The organism is Massilia sp. IC2-278, assembly GCF_020708045.1.
Taxonomy (GTDB): Bacteria; Pseudomonadota; Gammaproteobacteria; order Burkholderiales; family Burkholderiaceae_D; genus Telluria.
This window is the reverse complement of the sequence record NZ_JAJFES010000013.1, coordinates 118,251-140,872: the sequence shown is the minus strand read 5'-3', so window position 1 is coordinate 140,872 and position 22,622 is coordinate 118,251. Positions and strand designations below refer to the sequence as shown.

The 22,622-nt window shown below is 66.5% G+C and carries 22 protein-coding genes; 16 read left to right on the top strand and 6 right to left on the bottom strand.

Annotated elements, in window-relative coordinates; all coding sequences use genetic code 11:
* Positions 1–180: 180 nt before the first annotated feature.
* Complete coding sequence (locus tag LK540_RS20095) at positions 181–516, top strand: hypothetical protein (RefSeq protein WP_229439095.1); 336 nt, start codon at positions 181–183, stop codon at positions 514–516.
* Positions 517–563: 47 nt separating this feature from the next.
* Here the strand turns inward: LK540_RS20095 and LK540_RS20090 are convergent, their stop codons facing one another.
* Positions 564–1,412 carry a pyruvate, water dikinase regulatory protein gene (locus tag LK540_RS20090; RefSeq protein WP_229439094.1) on the bottom strand — a complete coding sequence of 283 codons (849 nt, stop codon included), beginning with the start codon at positions 1,410–1,412 and terminating at the stop codon, positions 564–566.
* Positions 1,413–1,599: 187 nt separating this feature from the next.
* On the opposite strand from LK540_RS20090, the gene ppsA reads away from it, so the two are divergent.
* From ppsA to LK540_RS20055, 7 genes are all read left to right on the top strand, one after another.
* On the top strand, positions 1,600–4,035 hold the full coding sequence (gene ppsA, locus LK540_RS20085; RefSeq protein ID WP_374041372.1) for a phosphoenolpyruvate synthase: 2,436 nt from the start codon (positions 1,600–1,602) through the stop codon (positions 4,033–4,035).
* A gap of 140 nt (positions 4,036–4,175) precedes the next feature.
* Positions 4,176–6,215: a carboxy terminal-processing peptidase gene (locus LK540_RS20080; RefSeq protein WP_229439093.1), complete on the top strand. Its 2,040-nt coding sequence runs from the start codon at positions 4,176–4,178 to the stop codon at positions 6,213–6,215.
* Positions 6,216–6,328: 113 nt separating this feature from the next.
* Positions 6,329–6,700 (top strand): hypothetical protein, encoded by a 372-nt coding sequence (locus tag LK540_RS20075; protein WP_229439092.1) that lies wholly within the window; start codon positions 6,329–6,331, stop codon positions 6,698–6,700.
* Between the two features lie 59 nt (positions 6,701–6,759).
* Complete coding sequence (locus LK540_RS20070) at positions 6,760–7,182, top strand: NfeD family protein (protein ID WP_229439091.1); 423 nt, start codon at positions 6,760–6,762, stop codon at positions 7,180–7,182.
* A gap of 39 nt (positions 7,183–7,221) precedes the next feature.
* Positions 7,222–8,148 (top strand): SPFH domain-containing protein, encoded by a 927-nt coding sequence (locus LK540_RS20065; protein WP_229439090.1) that lies wholly within the window; start codon positions 7,222–7,224, stop codon positions 8,146–8,148.
* Positions 8,148–8,969 carry an SDR family oxidoreductase gene (locus LK540_RS20060; protein ID WP_229439089.1) on the top strand — a complete coding sequence of 274 codons (822 nt, stop codon included), beginning with the start codon at positions 8,148–8,150 and terminating at the stop codon, positions 8,967–8,969. Before LK540_RS20065 ends, LK540_RS20060 begins: the two co-directional genes overlap by 1 nt.
* Positions 8,953–9,378, top strand: a complete 426-nt coding sequence (locus tag LK540_RS20055; protein ID WP_229439088.1) for a hypothetical protein — start codon at positions 8,953–8,955, stop codon at positions 9,376–9,378. The genes LK540_RS20060 and LK540_RS20055 overlap by 17 nt, the downstream gene beginning before the upstream one ends.
* Before the next feature lie 309 nt (positions 9,379–9,687).
* Here LK540_RS20055 and LK540_RS20050 read toward each other — a convergent pair whose 3' ends face one another.
* Entirely contained in the window at positions 9,688–11,901 is a 2,214-nt protein-coding gene (locus LK540_RS20050) for a TonB-dependent siderophore receptor (RefSeq protein ID WP_229439087.1), read from the bottom strand.
* Between the two features lie 114 nt (positions 11,902–12,015).
* On the opposite strand from LK540_RS20050, the gene LK540_RS20045 reads away from it, so the two are divergent.
* Together LK540_RS20045 and LK540_RS20040 are read left to right on the top strand one after the other, a co-directional pair.
* Positions 12,016–13,194, top strand: coding sequence for a PepSY domain-containing protein (locus LK540_RS20045; protein WP_229439086.1), 1,179 nt, complete (start codon positions 12,016–12,018; stop codon positions 13,192–13,194).
* Entirely contained in the window at positions 13,191–13,367 is a 177-nt protein-coding gene (locus LK540_RS20040) for a hypothetical protein (RefSeq protein ID WP_229439085.1), read from the top strand. Before LK540_RS20045 ends, LK540_RS20040 begins: the two co-directional genes overlap by 4 nt.
* Positions 13,368–13,397: 30 nt before the next feature.
* Here the strand turns inward: LK540_RS20040 and LK540_RS20035 are convergent, their stop codons facing one another.
* A complete protein-coding gene (locus tag LK540_RS20035; RefSeq protein WP_229439084.1) occupies positions 13,398–13,790 on the bottom strand; it encodes a hypothetical protein in 393 nt (130 codons plus the stop codon).
* A 121-nt stretch (positions 13,791–13,911) separates the two neighbouring features.
* On the opposite strand from LK540_RS20035, the gene lepB reads away from it, so the two are divergent.
* Positions 13,912–14,583, top strand: a complete 672-nt coding sequence (gene lepB / locus LK540_RS20030; protein ID WP_229439083.1) for a signal peptidase I — start codon at positions 13,912–13,914, stop codon at positions 14,581–14,583.
* Positions 14,584–14,599: 16 nt separating this feature from the next.
* On the opposite strand, the gene LK540_RS20025 is transcribed toward lepB, so the two are convergent.
* Complete coding sequence (locus LK540_RS20025; RefSeq protein WP_229439082.1) at positions 14,600–16,171, bottom strand: GGDEF domain-containing protein; 1,572 nt, start codon at positions 16,169–16,171, stop codon at positions 14,600–14,602.
* A gap of 278 nt (positions 16,172–16,449) precedes the next feature.
* On the opposite strand from LK540_RS20025, the gene LK540_RS20020 reads away from it, so the two are divergent.
* Entirely contained in the window at positions 16,450–17,616 is a 1,167-nt protein-coding gene (locus LK540_RS20020) for a multidrug effflux MFS transporter (RefSeq protein ID WP_229439081.1), read from the top strand.
* Positions 17,617–17,720: 104 nt separating this feature from the next.
* On the opposite strand, the gene smpB is transcribed toward LK540_RS20020, so the two are convergent.
* Positions 17,721–18,170 (bottom strand): SsrA-binding protein SmpB, encoded by a 450-nt coding sequence (smpB, locus tag LK540_RS20015; RefSeq protein ID WP_229439080.1) that lies wholly within the window; start codon positions 18,168–18,170, stop codon positions 17,721–17,723.
* 97 nt (positions 18,171–18,267) lie between these two features.
* Between smpB and LK540_RS20010 the strand changes: the two genes are divergently transcribed.
* The 4 genes from LK540_RS20010 to LK540_RS19995 all read left to right on the top strand — a co-directional run bounded on the left by LK540_RS20010 (position 18,268) and on the right by LK540_RS19995 (position 21,842).
* Positions 18,268–18,699, top strand: a complete 432-nt coding sequence (locus LK540_RS20010) for a type II toxin-antitoxin system RatA family toxin (RefSeq protein WP_229439079.1) — start codon at positions 18,268–18,270, stop codon at positions 18,697–18,699.
* On the top strand, positions 18,692–19,006 hold the full coding sequence (locus LK540_RS20005; RefSeq protein ID WP_229439078.1) for an RnfH family protein: 315 nt from the start codon (positions 18,692–18,694) through the stop codon (positions 19,004–19,006). The genes LK540_RS20010 and LK540_RS20005 overlap by 8 nt, the downstream gene beginning before the upstream one ends.
* Before the next feature lie 185 nt (positions 19,007–19,191).
* Positions 19,192–20,334, top strand: coding sequence for a GGDEF domain-containing protein (locus LK540_RS20000; protein ID WP_229439077.1), 1,143 nt, complete (start codon positions 19,192–19,194; stop codon positions 20,332–20,334).
* 335 nt (positions 20,335–20,669) lie between these two features.
* A complete protein-coding gene (locus LK540_RS19995) occupies positions 20,670–21,842 on the top strand; it encodes a diguanylate cyclase (RefSeq protein ID WP_229439076.1) in 1,173 nt (390 codons plus the stop codon).
* Positions 21,843–21,864: 22 nt separating this feature from the next.
* On the opposite strand, the gene LK540_RS19990 is transcribed toward LK540_RS19995, so the two are convergent.
* Positions 21,865–22,494 (bottom strand): DUF4124 domain-containing protein, encoded by a 630-nt coding sequence (locus LK540_RS19990; RefSeq protein WP_229439075.1) that lies wholly within the window; start codon positions 22,492–22,494, stop codon positions 21,865–21,867.
* Positions 22,495–22,622: the final 128 nt, after the last annotated feature.

Here is a 22,622-nt window from a genome sequence, read left to right as displayed (position 1 = left end):
TCTTCTACTGCAACTGGGAAGTAAAGAATATCGATCTACGAATCGACGGCGAGAGCAGCTAGAATAGCCCGGCACATGTGTTACCCATGTCTCTAGCCATGTGTTACCCATGTCCCTGTGCTAAACACCCCTGACCGCTCCACGCTTTCCGTACATTTCGAAATGCAATATCATCATGCCATGCGCAAAATATTGTGGTTCGCAGGATGGTACGTCGGCCTGTCGCTGCTTTCCCTTGCAGGATGGCTGATCATCTCCTACCCCGATCGGCCTTCTTCGCCGCTCGGTTGGGCTTGCGCCTTCCTTCTCATTCTTCCGATCCAACTCGCGTTCGAATGGCTAGGCACCCGCATCTCGGATAATCCACTCGCACGCCGAATCGACACACGCACCAGCGCCAAACAGGTTTCGCTCCTGCGCATCGCCTACTGCCTGGTCATGTTCTGCGGGCTGATCGCGTGCGTGCTGGCGCTGGCTTATGGATGGCGCTTCTTGCAGGCTTACCTCGGCTGGTAAGCCGCTGGGAAATCAGCCGGCTGGCAAGCGATGACGCCGGCCCAGCCTTAATACTCGCGCCGATCCGGCTTGATCTCCTGCAGGATCGTGGTCGCGATTTCCTCGATCGACTTGGTGGTCGACGACAGCCAGCGAATCCCCTCGCGCTTCATCATCACTTCCGCCTCGTTCACCTCATAGCGGCAATTCTCGATCGACGCATATTTACTGCCTGCGCGCCGCTCGTTGCGAATTTCGGTCAGGCGTTCCGGTGTGATCGTCAGCCCGAACAATTTATGCTTGAAAGGCGGCAGCGAGGACGGCAGCTTGCCGCGCTCGAAATCGTCGGGAATCAGCGGGTAGTTCGCCGCCTTGATCCCGTATTGCATGGCCAGGTAGAGCGAGGTCGGCGTTTTACCGGAGCGCGACACGCCGACCAGGATCACATCCGCCTCGGCCAGGTTCTTGTGCGATTGTCCGTCGTCGTGCGCCAGCGAGAAGTTGATGGCCTCGATGCGGTTTTTGTATTCCTCGGAATCGACGATGTTGTGAATGCGCCCGATGGTGTGGGTCGATTTCACGCCGAGTTCCATTTCCAGCGGCGCCACGAAAGTCTGGAACAAGTCCATGTGCATGCCGTTCGAAGCGCGGATCACGCCTGACAGATCGTGCTTTACCAGGGTCGAGAACACGATGGGGCGCTGGTTGTCGGCCGCATACACCTCGTTGATGCGGCGCGCAGCGTCGCGGGCCTTGTCGAGCGTGTCGATGAAGGGAATGCGGATCTGGCGGAAGCGCATCTCGAACTGGCTCAGCACCGCGTGGCCGAAGGTTTCGGCGGTGATGCCGGTGCCATCGGACACGAAAAACACGGTGCGCGCGGTCGGGGGAAGTGCGGGGCGGTTCTCGGCGGTCATATTGAATTCTTGGCTATGCTGACAGATTTGCACGTTTCGTGCGGTGTGAAACCCGGGCGCTCGCGGTAGAATGCTCGGCAACGGATTTGCATTGTGCTGCACGGCGCCCAGAATAACAAGAATACACCGCGCCCTCTGCCCAGCATCGTGCACGACAGATTTCTATCATCAAGTAAGGTGCTTTACCATGACTAACCTGTCCAATGCAGCATTGAAGGAACCCGAACAAGGTTCCGGCGTGTACGTAGCGTCGTTCGAAAACCTGCGCATGACCGATGTCGAATCGGTCGGCGGCAAGAACGCCTCGCTCGGCGAGATGATCAGCCAGCTCGCCGAAGCCGGCGTGCGCGTGCCGACCGGCTTCGCCACCACGGCGCAGGCCTTCCGCGACTTCCTCGGCCACTCGACGGACGGCGGCCCATCGCTGGCAGACCGCATCGCCACCCGCCTGGAAAGCCTGGACATCGACGACGTGCGCGCCCTGGCCGCCGCCGGCGCCGAGATCCGCCAGTGGATCGTCGACACCCCGTTCCAGCCGCGCCTGGAAGAGGAAATCCGCTCGTTCTACGAGCGCCTGGTGGCCGACTCCGAAACCGAGATGTCCTTCGCCGTGCGCTCCTCGGCCACCGCCGAAGACTTGCCGGACGCTTCGTTCGCGGGCCAGCAGGAGACCTTCCTGAACGTGGTCGGCATCGACAACATCCTGGAAGCGATGAAGCACGTCTTCGCTTCGCTGTACAACGACCGCGCCATCTCCTACCGCGTCCATAAAGGCTTCACCCACGCCGAAGTCGCGCTGTCGGCCGGCGTGCAGCGCATGGTCCGTTCCGACACCGGCGCGGCCGGCGTGATGTTCACCATCGACACCGAGTCCGGCTTCAAGGACGTGGTCTTCATCACCTCCAGCTACGGCCTGGGTGAAACGGTGGTGCAGGGCGCCGTCAATCCGGACGAGTTCTACGTCCACAAGCCGATGCTCCAGCAGGGCAAGTCGCCCGTCATCCGCCGCAACATCGGTTCGAAACTGATCAAGATGGAGTTCACTGCCGAAGCGAAAGCCGGCCGTTCGGTGAAGACCGTCGACGTGCCGATCGAGATGCGCAACCGTTACTCGCTGACCGACGCCGAAGTCGTCGAGCTGGCCAAGTACGCCGTCATCATCGAGAACCACTATGGCCGCGCGATGGACATCGAGTGGGGCAAGGATGGCCGCGACGGCAAGCTGTACATCCTGCAGGCGCGTCCGGAAACCGTGAAGTCGCAGCAGAAAGCCACCGATGCCCAGCAGCGCTTCTCCCTGAAGGGCAGCGGCACCGTGCTGACCAGCGGCCGCGCCATCGGCCAGAAGATCGGCGCCGGTCCGGTGCGCGTGATTACCGATCCGTCGGAAATGGAACGCGTGCAGCCAGGCGACGTGCTGGTGGCCGACATGACCGACCCGAACTGGGAACCGGTCATGAAGCGCGCCTCGGCCATCGTCACCAACCGCGGCGGCCGTACCTGCCACGCGGCGATCATCGCGCGTGAACTGGGCGTACCGGCAGTCGTCGGCTGCGGCGACGCCACCGAGACCCTGAAGGACGGCACCTTTGTCACCGTGTCGTGCGCCGAAGGCGACGAAGGCAAGATCTACGACGGCCTGCTGGAAACGGAAATCACGGAAGTGTCGCGCGGCGAACTGCCGCCGCTGGCGACCAAGATCATGCTCAACGTCGGCAACCCGCAGCTGGCCTTCGACTTCCAGTCGGTGCCGAACGGCGGCGTGGGCCTGGCGCGCCTGGAATTCATCATCAACAACAACATCGGCGTGCACCCGAAGGCCATCCTCGAGTACCCGAACATCGACGCCGACTTGAAGAAAGCGGTGGAGTCGGTCGCGCGCGGCCACGCTTCGCCGAAGGCCTTCTACGTCGACAAGCTGGCCGAAGGTGTGGCGACCATCGCTGCTGCTTTCTGGCCGAAGCCGGTCATCGTGCGCCTGTCCGATTTCAAGTCGAACGAGTACAAGAAGCTGATCGGCGGTTCGCGCTACGAGCCGGACGAAGAGAACCCGATGCTGGGCTTCCGTGGCGCCGCGCGCTACCTGGCCGAGGATTTCGCCGAGTCCTTCGAGATGGAATGCCTCGCGATGAAGCGCGTGCGCGAAGAGATGGGCCTGACCAACGTCGAGCTGATGATCCCGTTCGTGCGCACCCTGGGCCAGGCCGAGAAGGTCATCGGGCTGCTGGCCAAGTATGGCCTGAAGCGCGGCGAGAACGGCCTGCGCGTCATCATGATGTGCGAAGTGCCGTCGAACGCCATCCTGGCCGAGCAGTTCCTGGAACACTTCGATGGCTTCTCGATCGGCTCGAACGACCTGACCCAGCTGACCCTGGGCCTGGACCGCGACTCCGGCATGGAGCTGCTGGCCAAGGACTTCGACGAGCGCGACCCGGCCGTGAAAGCCATGCTGTCGCTGGCCATCAAGGCCTGCCGCGCGCAGGGCAAGTACATCGGCATCTGCGGCCAGGGTCCGTCGGACAACCCGGACTTCGCGGTCTGGCTGATGGAGCAGGGCATCGAGTCGATGTCGCTCAATCCTGACTCGGTGGTCGAAACCTGGCAGAAGCTGGCGGCCATGTAATCCGGCGGGTTCCCGCCAACACAAACCCCGCTTGCCGCGCCGGCAGCGGGGTTTTTTCATGCCCGTCCAAATAAAGTTGTCAATCAGGCATTGCGTTAATGCGCAGAATGCTAGACTTCATGTTCATTATTGGAGAGACAATGAAAAACGGATTCCGCCAGCGCCACCCCCTGCGCGCACTTGCCGCCGCTGTCTTGTTTGCCGTTCTTCCCGCCGCCGTTCCCCTTACGGTGGCGGCTGCGCCGGACGTGGCGCCGGCTGCCAGGCCCACGGCGCAGCAGGCGGACATCCTGCTGTGGACCGCCCGCGTCCTCGAGCGCTACCGCTACAAGCCGGCGTCGAATGCGCCGGCGGCGGGGGCCGGCACCAGCGTCCAGGACGCCTACCTGAAGAGCCTCGACCCGGCCCGCCTGTTGTTCACCGAGGCAGATGCCGCTTCGTTCGAGGCGCTGCGCCCGGTGCTCGACAAAAACCTGGGCGAGGCCGAAGCGCCGCAGCTGGCGGCGGCGCACACCATCTTCTCCGTGTGGCAGGCGCGCCAGGCGGCCTGGACCCGATTCGCGCTGGAGGTGCTGCACGGACCGCTCGACCTGGACGGCGGCGGGCAGGTCGAGCTGGTGCGTACCCAGGCGCCGCGCCCCGCGTCCGAGGCCGCCCAGCAGGCGCTGTGGCGCCAGCGCGTGATCGACGACGTCATCAGCCTGCGCCTGGCCGGCTGCAGCGAGAACCAGGTGCTGCCGGTGCTCGAGCGGCGCTACCGGAAGGCCCTGGCGTACGCGCAGGGCGGCGCCGCAGGAAGCGCACAGGCGGCCGGCGCCGACATGGTCGAGATCTACATGAACGCCTACGTCAGCGCCCGCGACCCGCACGGCCGCTACTTCGCGCCGCCTCGCGCCGGCGCGCAGCCACGCAAGGCAATGGCCGGCATCGGACTCGTGCTGCAGATGCAGGATGAGCTGCTCACCATCGTGGCGTCGCCCGGCAGTCTCGAGCTGCGCCCCGACGAACGCATCGTCGGCGTGGCCCAGGGCAAGGATGGCGCGATGACCGAGGTGATCGGCTGGAGCGCCGACGACGTGGGCGACCTGATGCGCGGCGACGCCGGCACGGCCGTCACGCTCGCGGTGCTGGCGCCGGAAGCGCCGCCCGGCGCCGTCCAGCCGGTGCGGCGCGTGACGCTGGTGCGCGCGCCGGACCAGGGACAGGAGAAAGGCGCCACTGCCGCGCCGCGCACCCGTATCGAAACGGTGGGCCAGGGCGCGGCGGCGCGCCGCATCGGCGTGATCGAGATTGCCGCGTTCTACCAGGATTACGAGGCGCGGCGCCAGGGCAGCGCCGGCTACGCCAGCATGTCGCGCGACGTCGCCCGCCTGCTCAAGGAGATGGCGCCGCAGCACCCGGACGCCGTCCTGCTCGACCTGCGCGGCAATGGCGGCGGTTCGCTGACCGAGGTGACGGCCCTGGCCGGCTTGTTCCTGCCGGACGTGCCGGTGGTGCAGCAGCGTTCCTCCGACGGCAAGCTGCAGGTCGAGCGCTCGGCGGCGGGAGCGGCGGTGTGGGACGGGCCGCTGGGCGTGCTGCTCGACCAGGGCTCGGCGGCCGGCACCGAGATCTTCGCCGCCGCCCTGCAGGACCACGGCCGCGCCCTGGTCCTCGGCGACACCAGCTTCGGCCGCAGCTCGATCCAGACGATCGTCAGCATGGACCGGTTCGCGCCGCGGGAGGACATCCGGTATGGCGACCTGCGGCTGACGGTGGCCCAGGCGTTTCGCGTGGGCGGCGACAGCTTCGAGGGGCGCGGGGTCGTGCCCGACATCGCCATTCCGGGCGTGCCGGCGTACTTGCCGGGCGCCCACCTCGCGGTGTTTCCGACCGGACAGGTGCAGGCGCAGGCTTTCAGCAAACGTCCCGGCCTTGCCGCGCTGGCGCCGGCGCTGGCGGCGCGCCACACGGCGCGCACCGCGGCCAATCCGCGCTACCAGGCCATGCTGCGCCAGCGCGCCCGGCTCGACGCGCGCCGCGCCAGCGACACCGTTACGCTGAACCTGGCGCAGCGGCGCCGCGAGGCCGAGGCGGCCGGCGCGCCGGTCGATATCCGCCAGGTGCAGCTCGACGCCGCCCTGCGGGCGATGGGCGACGCGGCCGGGCAGTGGCAACAGCCATCGGCAAGCGTCAAATGATAGCCACAAAGCAACAAACTAGTTGACTCTGTTCCAGAACCCGTTAGACTTTTAGAAACCCTCGTCAGCCTTTGCGGCGACGGGGGTTTTTTTCGGAATCAAAGGAGATTGGAATGAAACGCTTGTCGATTGTCCTGGGTTTGCTGGGACTCATGCTGTCCGGCGCCGCTTTTGCCGACGAACCCGCCTTCTGCAAGTCCGAGTGCGACAGCGCGCGCTCGCAGTGCGTGGCGAATACGAGCAAGGCCTCGGGCGACGATGCCGTGAAGCTGCTCAGTACCCAGGAAACGAATGCCTTTGCGCGCACCGCCCAGGACCCGGTGGCCGGTGCCGGCGCCCGGGCCCTGGAGCGCAGCGGCCAGCAGAACCGCCGTGCCCAGCAGGTCGGCATCTGCGACGACAAATACCAGCGCTGCACGCGCACCTGCGCGGCCCCTGGCGGGGACGGCGCCTTCCCGGTGCGCAAACGCGGCAACACGGGTTGAGGAGCAACACGGCCGCGCGGCAACGATGCGGCGCGGCCGCGATAACGAGAGGAGACAAGATGGACGACTGGGTGAACTGGATGATCGGCGCCGGCATCCTGGTGGTGGCGGAGCTGTTCACGGGAACGTTTTACCTCTTGATGATCGCCATCGGCCTGGCCTGCGGCGGCATCGCGGCGATGCTGGGCCTGTCCGGCCCGATGCAGACCCTGGTGGCGGCGGCTACCGGCCTGGTGGCCACCAGCATCCTGCACCGCAGCCGCTTCGGCCGCCCGGCCAAGACCAGCGCCACGCGCGACCAGAACGTGAACCTCGACATCGGCGGGCGCGTCACCGTCCACGCCTGGAACAACGGCCGTGCGCGCGTGATGTACCGCGGCGCGCTGTGGGACGTGGAGCTGGGCGGCGGCGCCATTGCCGAGGCCGGCGACTTCCGCATCGTCGAGGTGCAGGGCAATCGCCTGATCGTGGCGAATTCATAAGCCAATCTGATAATTACAACTCATCTATAAGGGATGCTCATGGAATTCGAACTCTCCTTCGGCACGGTGGCGCTGGTGATCTTCATCATCGCCATGGTCTTCGTCATCAAGACCATAAACGTTGTGCCGCAGCAGCACGCCTGGGTGGTCGAGCGCCTCGGCAAGTACCACGCGACGCTGGCGCCGGGCCTGAACATCGTCGTGCCCTTTGTCGACCGCATCGCCTACAAGCACGTGCTGAAGGAAATCCCGCTCGACGTGCCGCCGCAGGTCTGCATCACGCGCGACAACACCCAGCTGCAGGTGGACGGCATCCTGTACTACCAGGTGACCGACGCCATGCGCGCTTCCTACGGTTCGTCGAACTATGTGCAGGCGATCACCCAGCTGGCCCAGACCACGCTGCGCTCGGTGATCGGCAAGATGGAGCTGGACAAGACCTTCGAGGAGCGCGACCACATCAACACCACCATCGTCAACGCCATTGACGAATCGGCCGCCAACTGGGGCGTGAAGGTGCTGCGCTACGAGATCAAGGACCTGACGCCGCCGGCCGAGATCCTGCACGCGATGCAGCGCCAGATCACCGCCGAGCGCGAAAAGCGCGCGCTGATCGCGGCGTCCGAAGGCCGGCGCCAGGAACAGATCAACATCGCCAGTGGCGAGCGCGAAGCGGCGATTGCGCGTTCCGAAGGCGAGCGCCAGGCCGCGATCAACCGCGCCCAGGGCGAGGCGAACGCGATTGTCGCACTGGCCGAGGCCAGCGCCACGGCGCTGCGCCAGGTCGGCGCGGCGATTCGCGAGCCGGGCGGCGAGGATGCGATGAATTTGCGCGTGGCCGAGGAGTACGTGGACGCGTTCGGCAAGCTGGCCAAGACGAATAATTCCATCATCGTGCCGGCCAACCTGGGCGAGATGAGCGGCCTGATTGCCAGCGCGATGCAGATCGTGAAGGCGCAGAAGTGATGGCCGGCGAGTCGCAGCGCGTCGTGGTGATTACCGGCGCTTCGGACGGCATCGGCGCCGAGATGGCGCGGCAGCTGGCGGCGACGCACGGCGCCGGCGTCGCGCTGGTGCTGGCCGCGCGCCAGGCCGCGCCCTTGCAGGCGGTGGCCGATGCCTGCATCGCGCTGGGTGCGCAAGCGATCGCGGTGCCGACCGACGTGTCGATCCAGATCCAGTGCCGCCGGCTGGTGATCGGCGCGGTCGAACAGTTCGGACGGATCGACGTCCTGGTCAACAACGCTGGCCGCTCGGCGCACGCCCTGTTCGAGGAGGTCGAGGACCTGGACTGGTACGAGGAGCTGATGCGGGTGAACCTGTGGGGCGCCGTCTGGTGCACCCAGGCCGCGCTGCCGCACCTGAAACGCGCGCGCGGCAGCATCGTCGCCGTATCCTCGCTGGCGGGGCTGATCGGCGTGCCGGGACGCACCGCCTACAGCGCCACCAAGTTCGCGATGACCGGCTTCTTCGAGGCGCTGCGGGCGGAGTTGCGCGGTGCGGGCGTGAGCGTGACCACGGCCTATCCGGGCGTGGTGGCCACGCAGATACGCTACCGCGGCTTCAACGCCGCCGGCGAAACAGCGGGCGCCAGCGGCTTGATCGAAGAGGGGGCGATGAGTGTGGAAGAATGCGCGCGGCTGATCATCGCCGGCATGAACGGGCGCCAGCGCGAGGTGGTCATGACCGCGAAGGGTAAGCTGGGACGCTTCCTGAAACTGCTGGCGCCGGGCATGGTCGAAAAGATGGCTTTAGCGGCGCTGAAACAAGATGTCCGACCACACTGAACAACCGATTGCGCAAGACCTGCCCGACGACGGCTATGACCCGGTCATGACGCCGCGCGGCGCAATGGTCGCGCTGCTGGTGCTGATGTTTGTGAGCACCCTGGTCGACGTCGGCGCGGGCCTGAGCCGGCGCGGCGAGCCGGTGCTGTGGTCGCTGCTGACCGGACTGCTGTCGAGTTTTTTGGGCTTTTACTGGTTCCGGCTCGACCGCGAGCTGCGCGGCTGGCCGAGGTCGCGCTGGCTCAGCGTGGCCATCGTGACGGTTACGCCGCTGGCCGTGCCTTACTACCTGGCGCGCAGCCGGCCGAAGGGGCGCAAACTGCGTGGCGTGGCGGGGTTCGTGGGGTATGTGGTGCTGATGCTGGTGGCGTCGATGGCGGGGGCGATCCTAGCGCAGTTGCTGAGCTGATCTGTGTCCGCTTTGCGTTGGCGTGTCCCGTACGGTGGGCACGCCGTGCCCACGCGGAAGCGTGCGCCGTGTTGGCGCATGACCGGGACGAGCCGATCGACCATTGGAAGCGCTAACAAATGATCATTCGGAAGCGCTGCGTCTTTGCCGCGTGCGCGCCCTGAACGCAGCCAACACCCATTACGCATCCGCGTGGGCACGGGGTGCCCACCCTACGGTTGCCACCAGCGCAATAAACAACGCTGCTATAACGCGGACGTCACAAAAAAGGGCGGCTAACGCCGCCCTCCAATCCTTCTACAACGATCCTTAGAAATCCACCGTCGCCGACACCGCCAGCGTACGCGGCGCACCCGCCACCAGGTAGCCATAGGTCGGATACCCGCCCGCCGATGCCCAGTAGTTCTTGTCGGTGACGTTGTCGATGCGCGCGCGCAGCGTCACGTCGCGGTCCATCAAACGCGTGGCCCAGCTGGCGCCGATGTCCAGGCGCGACCAGGCCGGCACCTTCTGGGTGTTGCCGGCGTCGGCAAACTGGGTCGAGGTGTACAGCGCGCGTGCGTTCAGCGACAGGCCGGGCACGGCCGGCACGTCCCAGTCGGCGCCGAGGTTGACCTGGATTTCCGGCACGCCGATCGCTTCCAGGCCTTCGTTGACGCCGCCTTGCGTGCGGCGCTGCTTGGTGTCGAGCAGGGTGGCGCCGCCCAGCACGCGCAGGCCCTTCGTCGGCAGGCCGAACACCGACAGCTCGACGCCGCGGTTGCGCTGCTCGCCGAAGGTGCCGTAGGTGTTGTTGGCGATGTAGGCCAGCGGCTGGCCGGTGGTGAACAGGGCCACGCTGCCGCCCAGCTTGCCGCCGTCGACCTTCACGCCGATTTCCTTCTGGCGCGAGACGTAGGGCGCGAGCGGCTGGCCGTTGTTGGTCAGCGGCGGTTCGCCAAAGGCGCTGGTCGCCGAGCCGCCTTGCTGCAGCGCCTCGATGTAGTTCGCGTACAGCGACACGTTCTGCGTCGCCTTATAGACCAGGCCCGCCACCGGCGTATTCGCGCTGCGCTCGTAGCTGGCGTTGCCCAGGCCGGTCACGTAGTCGTAGCCGTAGTCCTTCAGGCGCTGGTGGCGGATGCCCACGGTCAGCAGCACGCTATCGTCCATGAAGGCCAGGGTGTCGGCGATCGCGGCGCTCGACAGGATGGTCTTGCGCGTGACCAGCGGGTCGAACATGTTCCCGCCCGGCCAGAAGCCGGTCGGCGGCGCCGCCACGTCCACCGGGCGGTAGATGTTGGTATTCCAGCCGCTGAAGTCGCCCATCGCATACGCGTTCTTCGACTCGGAATGGAAGCCGGAGACCGTGGCCGACAGCGTGTGGCCGACCGCGCCGGTGCGCAGCGTGGTACGCGCGCCGACTTCGCCGGTTTTCACTTCGTCTTCGCGCACGTTGTCGAAACGGGTCTGGTAGCCGCCGCCGTCAGCCGCGTTGACGTTCATCGAGGCCAGGATGTTCGATTCGTCGGTCTTGCGCATGCCGAGCGCGGCCCAGCCGACCGTGTTGGCGCCCAGGTCGGCTTCGGCGCGCAGGGTGCCGAACACGTCGCGCTCCTTCGAATTCGTCCATGGCTGGGCCCAGTTGCTGTCGGCGTCCGGGGCGGCCACGATCGGCAGGCCGGCGCCCACGGTCACGCTCGGGCGCGCGTTGTACAGCTTGTGGTCCTGGTAGCCGACGTCGGCCGACACGCGGAAGGCGTCGCCGCGCCAGTCGGCGCCGATCGAGAACACGCTCAGCTCGCGTTCTTCGCGGTCGATGGCGGTGTCGCCATCGCGGCGCACGGCGTTGATGCGGATGCCGCCGCGGTTGTCCGGGCCGAAGCGGCGTGCCAGGTCGGCCGCGCCGTACAGCTGGCCGCCGCTTTCGACGCCGACGGTGAACTGGCTCAGGTCCTTGTTCGGGGCGCGCTTGGGCAGCAAATTGATCATGCCGCCGATGCCGCCGCCGCCCGGTGCCGCGCCGTTCACGAAGCTGTTCGCGCCGCGGAAGACTTCCACGCGCTCCAGCAGTTCGGCCGCGACGAACTGGCGCGGCAGCAGGCCGTACAGGCCGTTGTACGCGAGGTCGTCGGAATTCACGGCAAAGCCGCGGATCACGTACAGCTCCTGATAGTTGCCGAAGCCGCGCGCCACGCGCACCGACGGGTCGTTCTGCACCACGTCGGCCACGCTGCGCGCCTGCTGGTCCTGGATCAGCGCATGGGTGTAGTTGGTGGTGTTGAACGGGGCGCTCATGATGTCGACGTTGCCGAGCAGGCCGAGACGGCCGCCGCGTGCGACCTGGCCGCCGGCGTAATCGCTCGGCAGGCCCTGGGCCGAAGCGTCGGCCGAGGCGGTGACGACCACGGTCTGCATCGGCTGGTCCGATGCCGGCTGCTCGGCGGAACCGGCGGCAGGGGCGGTGGTCTGGGCGCCGGCCGAAGCGCAGAAGAAGAGGGCGCCAAAGGCGAGCGGGGTGAGGCGGAACGTCGACTGTTTCATGCGAGAAGGATCTTGTTATTAAATGAGAATGATTCGCACTATTATCCTCCTAAAGCTTGCGGCTGTAAATGAGAACCATTATTATCCATGGCTCATCGTCCGTCCCGAGTAATCATGTCCGCACAATCCCTGCGCTGGTGGAGCTGGGTCCACAAGTGGAGCAGCCTGGTCTGCACCGTCTTCATGCTCCTGCTGTGCCTCACCGGCCTGCCGCTGATCTACCACCACGAGATCGGCCACCTGCTCGGCAACGACGTCGAGGCGCCCGCCCTTGCGCCTGAGGTAGCAGCCAATCCGCCCAAGGCCAACCTCGACGAAGTGATCGCCTCGGCCAAGGCCCTGTACCCGAACAAGATCATGATGTACATGTCGCAGGAGCTGGACGAACCCGCGATCTGGAACGTCACCCTGGGCGACCACCCGAACGACGAACACTACAAGCCGATCGCGGTGGACGCACGCACGGCGCAAGTCATCACCGAGCCGGCCTTCGAGGGCGGCGCCTTCATGTCGACCATGCTGCGCCTGCACGTGGACATGTTCGCCGGCCTGCCGGGCATGCTCTTCCTCGGCTTCATGGGCCTGCTCCTGATCGTCGCCATCATCAGCGGCGTGGTGCTGTACGCGCCCTTCATGCGCAAGCTCGACTTCGGCACCGTGCGCCACGAGCGCAGCACGCGCCTGAAGTGGCTCGATTTGCACAACCTGCTCGGCATCGTGACCCTGGTATGGGCGCTGGTGGTGGGCGCCACCGGCGTCATCAACACCCTGGCCGACGTGCTGCTGAAGGTCTGGCAAGCCACCGAGATCGCCGCCATGATCGAGCCTTACAAGGACGCCAAGCCGCTGGTCGAGATGGCCTCGGTGGACGCCGCCATGAAGACGGCGGTCGCGGCCGAGCCGGGCATGCAGGTCGGCTTCATCGCCTTCCCCGGCACGCCGTTCGCCACGCCGCACCACTACGGCGTCTACATGCACGGCGACCAGGCCTTCAGCTCGCGCCTGTACAAGCCGGTGCTGATCGACGCCGGCAACGGCACCATCACCGACCGCCGCGAACTGCCCTGGTACCTGACCGCGTTGCTGGTGTCGCAGCCGCTGCACTTCGGCGACTACGGCGGCGGCTGGATGCAGTTCCTGTGGGCGGTGCTTGATATCGCCACCATCGTCGTGCTCGGCAGCGGGCTGTATCTGTGGCTCAAGCGCGGGCGCCGCGCCAAGGCAGAGGCTAAACAGGAAAAGGCCGCGCCAGGCATGCAGCCGGTGCTGGCGCGTTCGGGAGAACAGCGATGAGCAGCCCTTTCATGAAACTCTGGGGCGTGCCGATCCTGCTCGGCATCCTTACCCTCATCGGCCTGCTCAGTGCCCTGTTTGGTGACGGCGTGTGGGATGCTGTGTCGGCGCTGGCGCTGGGCACGCCGGTGGCGGTGGGCGCCTGGTTCAGCCTGCGCCGCAAGCCGAACTGACCGCCTCCTGGCGCCGCCGCAAGCGGCGCCTCACAATTCCAGCTGCTCGCCCGCGTGCTCGCCGGAGCGCGGCGCCGGCCTGTCGTGCGCGACCACCGCGACCAGCGCGATCACCACCAGCGCCACGACCGCGCCGGCCGCCATGCTCCAGCGCCGCTGCACCCGCCGGAAGTGTTCCAGGCTGTCCCAGCGCCCGTTGCGCCATGCCGATTGCCGCCCCTTCAACCCGAGCAGGACGCGCACGACCAGGCCGACGCCGGGAACCAGGCCGAGCAGGCCCCACCACGTCCGGTTCGGTATCGCCCAGATCCAGCTGAACACGAAGCCGCCCCAGGACCAGCCGGCCACGCCCTCGGGCAAGCGCTCCGGTTTATTCCGGCCCGGGGTGTTTACCGGGGTCTTCATGTTGGCATCGTCAAGCATGCCGTCCTCCCTTCGTTCACGCAAAAGGCCCACATTGTAGGCGTTCAGCAGGTCTTAAGCATTGCCAGGAAATCCACGGGTATAACGTTGACAGCAACTCAACCTTACCTGGAGACCGACAATGAAAGACCTCATCCGCGCCAACAAGGGTTTCATCGCATTCCTGCTGCTGTTCGGCGTGTTCCGGACAGCGGTGGCCGACTGGAATCCGATTCCATCGTCGTCGATGCGGCCGAACCTGCTGGAAGGCGACGTGGTCTTCGTGAACCGCCTGGCCTATGACGTGAAGGTCCCGCTCACCAACAACATCCTGGCGCACACGGGCGAGCCGCAGCGCGGCGACGTGGTCACCTTCGATTCGCCGCATGATGGCATGCGCCTGATCAAGCGCCTGGTGGCGTTGCCGGGCGACGTGGTCGAGCTGAGGAACGAGCGCCTGGTGATCAATGGCCAGGAAGCGCAGTGGGGGCCGGTCGAGCAGGTGGTCGAGCCGCTGGGCGACGCCTACGTGCCGGCGCTGCGCGTGAACGAACGGATCGACGGCCGCACGCGCCAGGTGCAGTTCGTCCCGCGCATCAAGACGCCGGTGCGCAACTTCGGCCCGGTGACGGTGCCTGCCGGCCAGTACCTGATGCTGGGAGATAACCGCGACAACAGCGCCGACTCGCGCTACATCGGCTTCGTGCCGCGCAATCTGCTGATCGGGCGCGCGGAGCGGGTGCTGGTCTCGGCCGACACCCTGGGCAACTGGATGCCGCGCTTCGACCGCTTCGGCCAGTCCCTGCGCGATTGAGCGGCGCCGGGGCGGCTCAGGCCGCCACGGATTCGGCGCAAGTGACCAGGCAATTGCGCCCGTCCATCTTGGCCCGGTAGAGCAGCCCGTCGGCCGCCTCGATGCAGGCCAGGGGCGCGGCTTCGCTCTCCGCCGCCGGGCGGCAGGTGTGCACGCCGAGGCTGACGGTGACCGCAGCGCAGGGACTGTCGGCATGCGCGATGCCGAGCGCCTGCACCGCCTGGCGGATTTTCTCGGCCACCGCGCGTGCGCCTTCGCTGTCGGTATCGGGCAGGATGATCGCGAATTCCTCGCCGCCGTAGCGCGCCGCCAGGTCGGTCGGGCGGCGCGGGCCGGTGGCGATGGCGGCGGCCACGCGGCGCAGGCAATCGTCCCCGGCCACGTGGCCGTAACGGTCGTTGAACTTTTTAAAATAGTCGACGTCGAGCAGGATCAGCGAGAGCGGCTGGCCGCTTCGCCGTGCGCGCTCGTGTTCGGCGGCCAGGGTCTCGTCGAAGCGGCGGCGGTTCGCCAGCCCGGTCAGGGCATCGCTGTCGGCCAGCTGGCGCAGCGTGACGTTGCGCAGTTCGAGGGCGGTGCGGGCGGCGCGCAGCTCGTCCTCGAGCGCCTCGCGCACGCGCAGCTGGCGGATCATGCGGCGCACGCCCCAGGCCAGCATGCACACGGCAAACAACACCACGCAGCTCATCTTGATCACCGCGAACCACCAGTCCTTCAGGATCTCGTCCTTGGCCTGGGCGGTGGCGACCAGCAGCGGGAAACCGTCGACGTGGCGGTAGCTGTACAGGCGCTCGATGCCGTCGATCTTGGCGACCAGCATCGCGGTGCCGGCCGCGCCGGTCTTGCGGTACAGCTGGAACACCGGCCCGCCGGCGATGCTGGTGCCGACCATCTCAGGCTTGAAGGGGCGGCGGTAGAGCAGGGTGCCGTCGTCGATGGCGAGGATGATGGTGCCGGTCTGGCCGACGTCGAAGCTGTCGTAGAACGTGCCGAAGAAGTCGAGCCGCAGCGAGGCCATGGCCACGCCGCCGAAGCTGCCGTCGGGCCGGTTGATGCGGCGCGTAACGGGAATCGTCAGGATGCCGCTCGAACGGCTGTGGATCGGCTTGCCGATGCGGCTGCCGGTATCGGCATGGGTCATGTGGTAGCGGAAGTATTCGCGGTCGATGTTGCTGCCCGGCAGCAAGACCGGCAGCGAGGTCGCCAGGCGCGTGCCATCGGCGCCATAGACAAACAGTTCCTGGATTTCCGCGCTGTCGCCAGTGATGTGGGCCATGCGCGCATGCATGCGCGCGCTGTCGAGACGGTCCGGTCCGTCTTCCTGGGCGCGCTCGACCAGTTCCGCCAGCACCGCATCGGCGCTGCTCAGCGAACGCTCGGCATGCGAGGCCAGCGCGCGCGCCATGTTGGCGGTGCTGACCGCCGTCTGCTCCAGCTCGCCCTGGCGCGACGCCCACAGGCTCCAGGCGTGCAGGCCCACCAGCAGCAGGCAGAAGGCTGTCATCAGGAGCACCGAACGCATCATCATCGGCTTGCGCTGCTGGTCGAGGCGCTGCAGGCGACGGTTCGAGTCTGCGGAAGTAGGCATGTTGTTCGGGGTGGACGGGATGAAGCGAGAATAGCCCCCCGGGCAGAATAAATCTATGCAGCAACTTTAATTATTGCTGGGAATGATGGTTCCGCGTTCGCGTGCCGCCGATCAGGTTGCCCAGATACAACAGGTTACCAACCTTGCAAAACCGTGGGGCGGATCGTGCGTGCCGGTGGCGCCAGGCGGGCTGCCGGCCGGTTGCCGCAAATCTCTGTACAATCGCGGGCCGTGCGCCGCCTGTCGTGGCGCATCACGATGACCTGGAAAGCCTCCTGATGTACCGAATCCTGACCGTCGTCCTGGCCTGCCTCGGCATGGCCGGGGCGCTTGCGATCGACACCTATCTTCCTTCCATGCCCGCGATCGGGCGCGACTTCGGCGTGGGCCCGGTGGCCGTCCAGCAGACGCTGAGCGTGTTCCTGTTCACCTTTGCCTTCATGATGCTGTTCTACGGCACGCTGTCGGATTCCTTCGGCCGCCGCCGGGTGATCCTGGTGGCCATGACCCTGTACACGATCGGTTCGATCGGCGCCGCCTTTGCCCCGACCTTCGGCTGGCTGCTGGCCTTCCGCGCGCTGCAGGGCCTGTCGGCCGGCGCCGGTTCCGTGATCGGCCAGGCCATCGTGCAGGACCGCCTGAAAGGCGCCGAGGCGCAGAAGATGATGTCGAACATCATGATGGTGTTCGGCCTGGCCCCGGCCATCGCCCCGATCCTGGGCGGCTGGCTGCACGTGCACTTCGGCTGGCGCTCGACCTTCATCTTCCTGGCCGTGTTCGGCGTGCTGCTCATCCTGGCCTGCCTGAAGCTGCTGCCGGAAAGCCTGCCGGTCGAGAAGCGCCAGGCCTTCCACCCGGGCACGATCGCGCGCAACTACGGCAAGGTGCTGCGCCACCCGCAATTCCTGCTGCTGTCGCTGTCGGTCGGCCTGGCCTTTGGCGGGCTGTCGCTGTACATCGGCTCGGCGGCGAACTTCGTGATGGTGATCCTGGGGCTGCCGGAAACGGCGTTCGCCTGGATGTTCATTCCGCTGATCGGCGGCATGGTGCTCGGGTCGGCCTGGGGCGGCAAGCGCGCGGCGAAGACCGACCCGGTGAAGCTGAAATGGATAGGCTTTGGGTTCATGGCGGCGTCGACCGTGCTGAACATCGGCTACAACGCCCTGTTCCCGGCGGCGATCCCGTGGGCGGTGCTGCCGCTGGCGATCTATACCTTCGGCCTGGCGGTGGCGATGCCGGCGATCCAGATGAACGCGCTGAGCCTGTTCCCGGACAACCGCGGGCTGGCCTCGTCGATGCTGGGCTTCATCCAGATGATGTCGTTCGCGCTGGTGTCGGGACTGGTGGCGCCGCTGCTGTTCGAGAGCGCCTTCCTGCTGGCGTGCGGGGTGGGGGTGGGGCTGGTGCTCAGTTTCCTGGCATGGAGGGGAAGCAAGCTGGCTTGAGGGACCGGCTGCTCAGCCAATAGTTGAAGGCGTGGACGGCTCTGCCGTCCACGCGTCGATAGGATGTACTGGATCAATCGCAAACGACGATCCGGCCGGACACATCACCGCCGATGCTGCTTCATTGCAGAATCCACTTCGCGCTTGGCGTCGCGGTCCTTCTCGGTGGCGCGCTTGTCGTGCTGCTTCTTGCCCTTGGCCAGGCCGATCTCGCACTTCACCCGGCCGCCCTTGAAATGCAGGTTCAGCGGCACGAGCGTGTAGCCCGAGCGCTCGACTTTACCGATCAGCTTGTCGATCTCGGCGCGCTTGAGCATCAGCTTGCGTGTGCGCAGCGCTTCGGGGTGGCTGAACGACGATGCCGTGGTCAGCGCACTGATGTGGGCGCCGAACAGGAACAGCTCGTCGCCGCGCGCGACCACGTAGGCTTCCTTGATCTGCACGCGGCCCTCGCGGATCGCCTTGACTTCCCAGCCTTCCAGCACGATGCCGGCCTCGTAGCGGTCCTCGATGAAGTAATCGAAAAATGCTTTCTTGTTATCAACAATGCTCATGAAATAGCGAAAACTCGCGGGTCGGTTAAACTACTGCTGTCGCGCCCGGAAAGGCGCAAAATGCAACTTGTCCAACATCATAACAAACGGTTGACCAATGGCAGTAGTGCACAAATCAGTTTTCTTAGGCTATAGCGCCGAACAGATGTTCGATCTGGTCGCGAAGGTGGAAGATTATCCGAAGTTCCTGCCCTGGTGCAGCGGCGTGAAGCTGCTCGAACGCACCGACGACAAGCTGGTTGCCAGCTTGGGCATCAACTTCCACGGTGTGAAGCAGAGCTTCACCACGTCGAACCACAACCAGCGCCCCACGCAGATGAAGATGCACCTGGTCGACGGTCCTTTCAAGATGCTGGAAGGAACCTGGAACTTCAAGGCCCTGCGCGCCGACGCCTGCAAGATCGACTTCGACCTGCACTACGAATTCTCGAGCATTATCCTGGCCCAGCTGGTCGGCCCGGTGTTCGGCATGATCGCCAACAGCATGGTCGATTCCTTCTCCAAGCGCGCCGAGGCCCTGTATGGCTGACGCAGTAGCCGACACCCTGCAGGTCTACGTCAGCTACGCCACCGCGCAGCGCGAATTCCTGCGCCCGCTGCGGGTCGCGCCGGGAACCACGATCGGCCAGGCGGTCGAGACCAGCGGCGTACTCGCCGAGTTCCCCGAGATTAACCTGGTGACCCAGCCGGTCGGCATCTACGCCAAGAAGAAAACCCTGGACACCGTCCTGCGCGAACGCGACCGCATCGAGATCTACCGCCCCCTGATCGCCGACCCCAAGGATTCGCGCCGCAAGCGCGCTGCCAAGAAAGACGCGCCGCGTAGCGAGGCCTGACGCCGCTTCCCGAGCGCGCAGCCCCACGCCCCGGGCACGCGGATCATCCCCCAATTCGCCCGCCGATGGCGATATTGGTATTGTTTTACGGTAAGATGGCGAGCCTTTGCGGCTCCTCCTGCCTCTTGCCCCGTATGATAAGTGCCCTGAGTCTCCTGCTGATAACCACTGGTCTGGCGGTCGTGATGCTGTTCGTCCTGACCTCGCTGGCCGGCAGCAAGATCGCGGGCGTGCGCGAGTGGGGGCAGGCGAATGCGATCGCCATCCTGGGCCTGGTGCTGGCGGCCAGCCGCGGCATCGTGCCCGACTTGCTGTCGATCGAAGCGGGAAATGGCCTGCTGGCGGTGGCGATCTGCCTGATGCTGGCCGGCTTCCGGCGCCACCTGGGCCAGCCGGTGCCGGTGCGCCTGCTGGCCGGCGGCTGCATCCTCACTGTGGCGATGGTCGCCGTGTTCCACTACGGCGTCGATTCGCTGCCCCTGCGCACGATGACGGTGTCGCTGTTCCACGCCATCGTCTGCTGCGCCATCGGCTTCGGGATTCCCCTGCCGGCCCAGGCGCGCCTGCGCTACGCCTGCCTGTTCACCAAGGGCGCGGCGCTGCTGCTGGCCCTGGGTCACCTGGTGCGCGGCCTGGCCTTTGCCTTCCAGGCCGACGTGCCGGCCGGCTTCCTCGAACCCACCACCCAGAACCTGGTCTTCTTCGCCCTCGGCACCCTGGCCTTGCCTGGACTCACGCTGGGAGCGGTGATGATGGCGAACGCGCGCATGGTGTCCGATGCCACCTATGCCGCCGAGCACGACCACCTGACCGGCGCCCCGTCGCGTCGCGCCTTCTTCGCCGCCGCCGAACGCGAGCATGCGCGCGCCGTGCGCTTTGGCAGCGAACTCGGCATGCTGGTGCTCGACGTCGACTACTTCAAGCGCATCAACGACACCCGCGGTCACGCGGTGGGAGACCAAGTGCTGCGCGACCTGGTTCGGCATACCCGGGACACCATCCGCACGGTCGACTATTGCGCACGTATCGGCGGCGAGGAGTTCGCGGTGCTGCTGCCGGACGCCGGCGCGGACACGGCGCTGGCCGTGGCCGAACGCCTGCGCGCCGCGCTCGACCGTTCGCTGCCAGCCGCGCCCGGCCTCGCGGTGGCATATACGGTGAGCATCGGCGTGGCCATGCTGGCCGAAGGGGAGAGCGTCGGCAGCCTGCTGGCGCGCGCCGACGAGGCGCTGTACATGGCCAAGGCGGGCGGGCGGAACCGCGTTGTCATGGCAGGCATGCCGCCGCGTCCGCAGCGCGCGGGGACGGGGCGCGGGGCATACGGCTAAGCCTGCGGCTTCCTGTACGGACCTGGCAATTGCTAGCTTGAAGCGTGCCTACTAAGCGCGTGGCTGAGGTAGACTGATCGTTCCAAAACGATGGCAATGTTGGTATATGCATCACTGAAACCTGCGTGCCGTAGTTGCGCTATTGCAACCGGTCGGGAAGGGTTCGGCGTTTCTTGATATCATGTCTCGCTTTCCTCGGGACTGACCGGAACAGGTCCGACAGCCGCCAGGGCGCCGCGACGCGCCCGCCATCGGCACAGGGAACAGCTGCCCGCGGCCTTGCCGCCATCTTCCGGCTACTTTCCTTCACGATGTTGAATGCCCTGAGTCTGCTATTGGTCACCACCGCCTTCTCGGTGGTCATGTTGCTGGTGCTGTCTTCGCTCGCCGGCAGCAAGGTCGCGGGCATCCGCGAATGGGGCCAGGCGAACGCGCTGGCCGTCATCGCGCTGCTGCTGTTCGCCTCGCGCGGCGTGATGCCCGACGTGCTGTCGATCGAGGTGGCCAACGGCATGTACATCGCCACCATCGCCCTGATGTACGCGGGCTTCCGGCGCCACGTGGGCCAGCCGGTGCCCGAGGCCCTGCTGCTGGCCGGCGGCGCCGCCACCCTGCTGGCGGTGGCGGTGTTCCACTATGGCTGGAATTCGCTGCCGCTGCGCAGCGTGGCCGTGTCGAGCTACTACGCCAGCATCTGCTTCGCGATTGCCGCCACCCTGCCGATCCCGGCCGACCGCCGCCTGCGCTACGCGTTCGCGTTTACCCGCGTGGCCGCCTCGGTTGTGGGCGCCATCCACGTCTCGCGCGCGGTGTTCTACGGCTACGCGGCAGCCTCGTCGCCATTGGTATTTCTCGACCCCGCCACCTACAACCTGGTGTTCTTCGGCTTCGGCACGATGGCGCTGCCGGCCCTGACGTTGGGGGCGGTCATGATGGCGAACGCGCAGGTGATTTCGGAAACGGCCTATGCGGCCGACCACGACCACCTGACCGGCGCCCCGTCGCGCCGCGCCTTCTTCGCCGCCGCCGAGCGCGAGCATGCGCGCGCCGGACGCCGCGGGAGCGGCCTGGGCCTGCTGCTGATGGACGTCGACCATTTCAAGCGCATCAACGATACCCACGGCCACGCCGTCGGCGACCTGGTGCTGCGCGACCTGGTGCTGCACACCCAGGAAGTGGTGCGCAAGATCGACTACTGCGCACGCCTCGGCGGCGAGGAATTCGCGGTGCTGCTGCCGGACGCCAGCTTTGAGACCGCGCTGGCCGTGGCCGAGCGCGTGCGCGCCGCGCTGGATCGCTCGCTGCAGCTGGCGCCGGCGACGATTCCCGTCGCCTACACGGTGAGTATCGGCGTGGCCATGCTGGAAGAGGGCGAGAACATCACGGGGCTGATGGCGCGCGCCGACAAGGCGCTGTATGCGGCCAAGGCGGGCGGACGCAACCGGGTGGCGCGGGCGGTGGCCACGGCGCCGGCGCAGGACGCGCGCGGCGCGGCGGGAGAGGGTTAAAGAAGGCTGGCGTCGCTGCCGCTCAGCGGCATTCCGCCGCCATCGCATTGGCGCGGGCGCTGCGCTGGGCGCGCTCGGCGTCGTTCAGGTAGCGCTTCTGGCCGTCGGCGCCGACGTCGGCGATGCGGATGCCCGAGTCGAGCATCTGCTTGGCCCTGCGTACCTCGCCGCAGTGCTCGGTTTTCTGCGCGGCAATGCGCGCCTGCTCCTGCGCCTTGAGTTCGTTTTCCTGGCCTTCCTTCAGGCGCTTGCGGAAGTCGGCGTCTTTTTCGGCCAGGGTCTGCGGGGCCTTGGCGCCCGGTTTTGCGCCGGCAGCGGCAGCCGGGTCGGCCGGCGTGGACGCCGTGGCAGGGCTTGCCGGATTGATCGGGTTCGCGGGGGCGAGCGGCGTTGATGGCGGCGCGCTTCGTACAGCCAGGGCTGGCGCGGCCGGCTGCACCGAGATGGCCGGCAAGCCCGGCGCCTTCAGGATGCGCGCAGGCGGCGTGCCGGGCGGTGGCGGCTGGTCCGAATAATGGCGCACGCCTTTCGGATCGACCCACACGAATTGCGCCTGGGCCAGGCCGGCGGCAAAGAGCAGGGCGACGGCGGCTGCACGGCGCAGCAGCAGGGCAGGGGAAGACGAGGCAAGCGACGGCATGACGGGTAACATCGAATATTTCCTTACGTAACTATTCGAGATTTCGCCATGATTCACCCGGGCTGTCAATCGCGGATAAGGCCGCGTTGTCATTATTTCGAGGGTCCGTGCGCCGCGAACCACAGGTTTCTGTATAATTC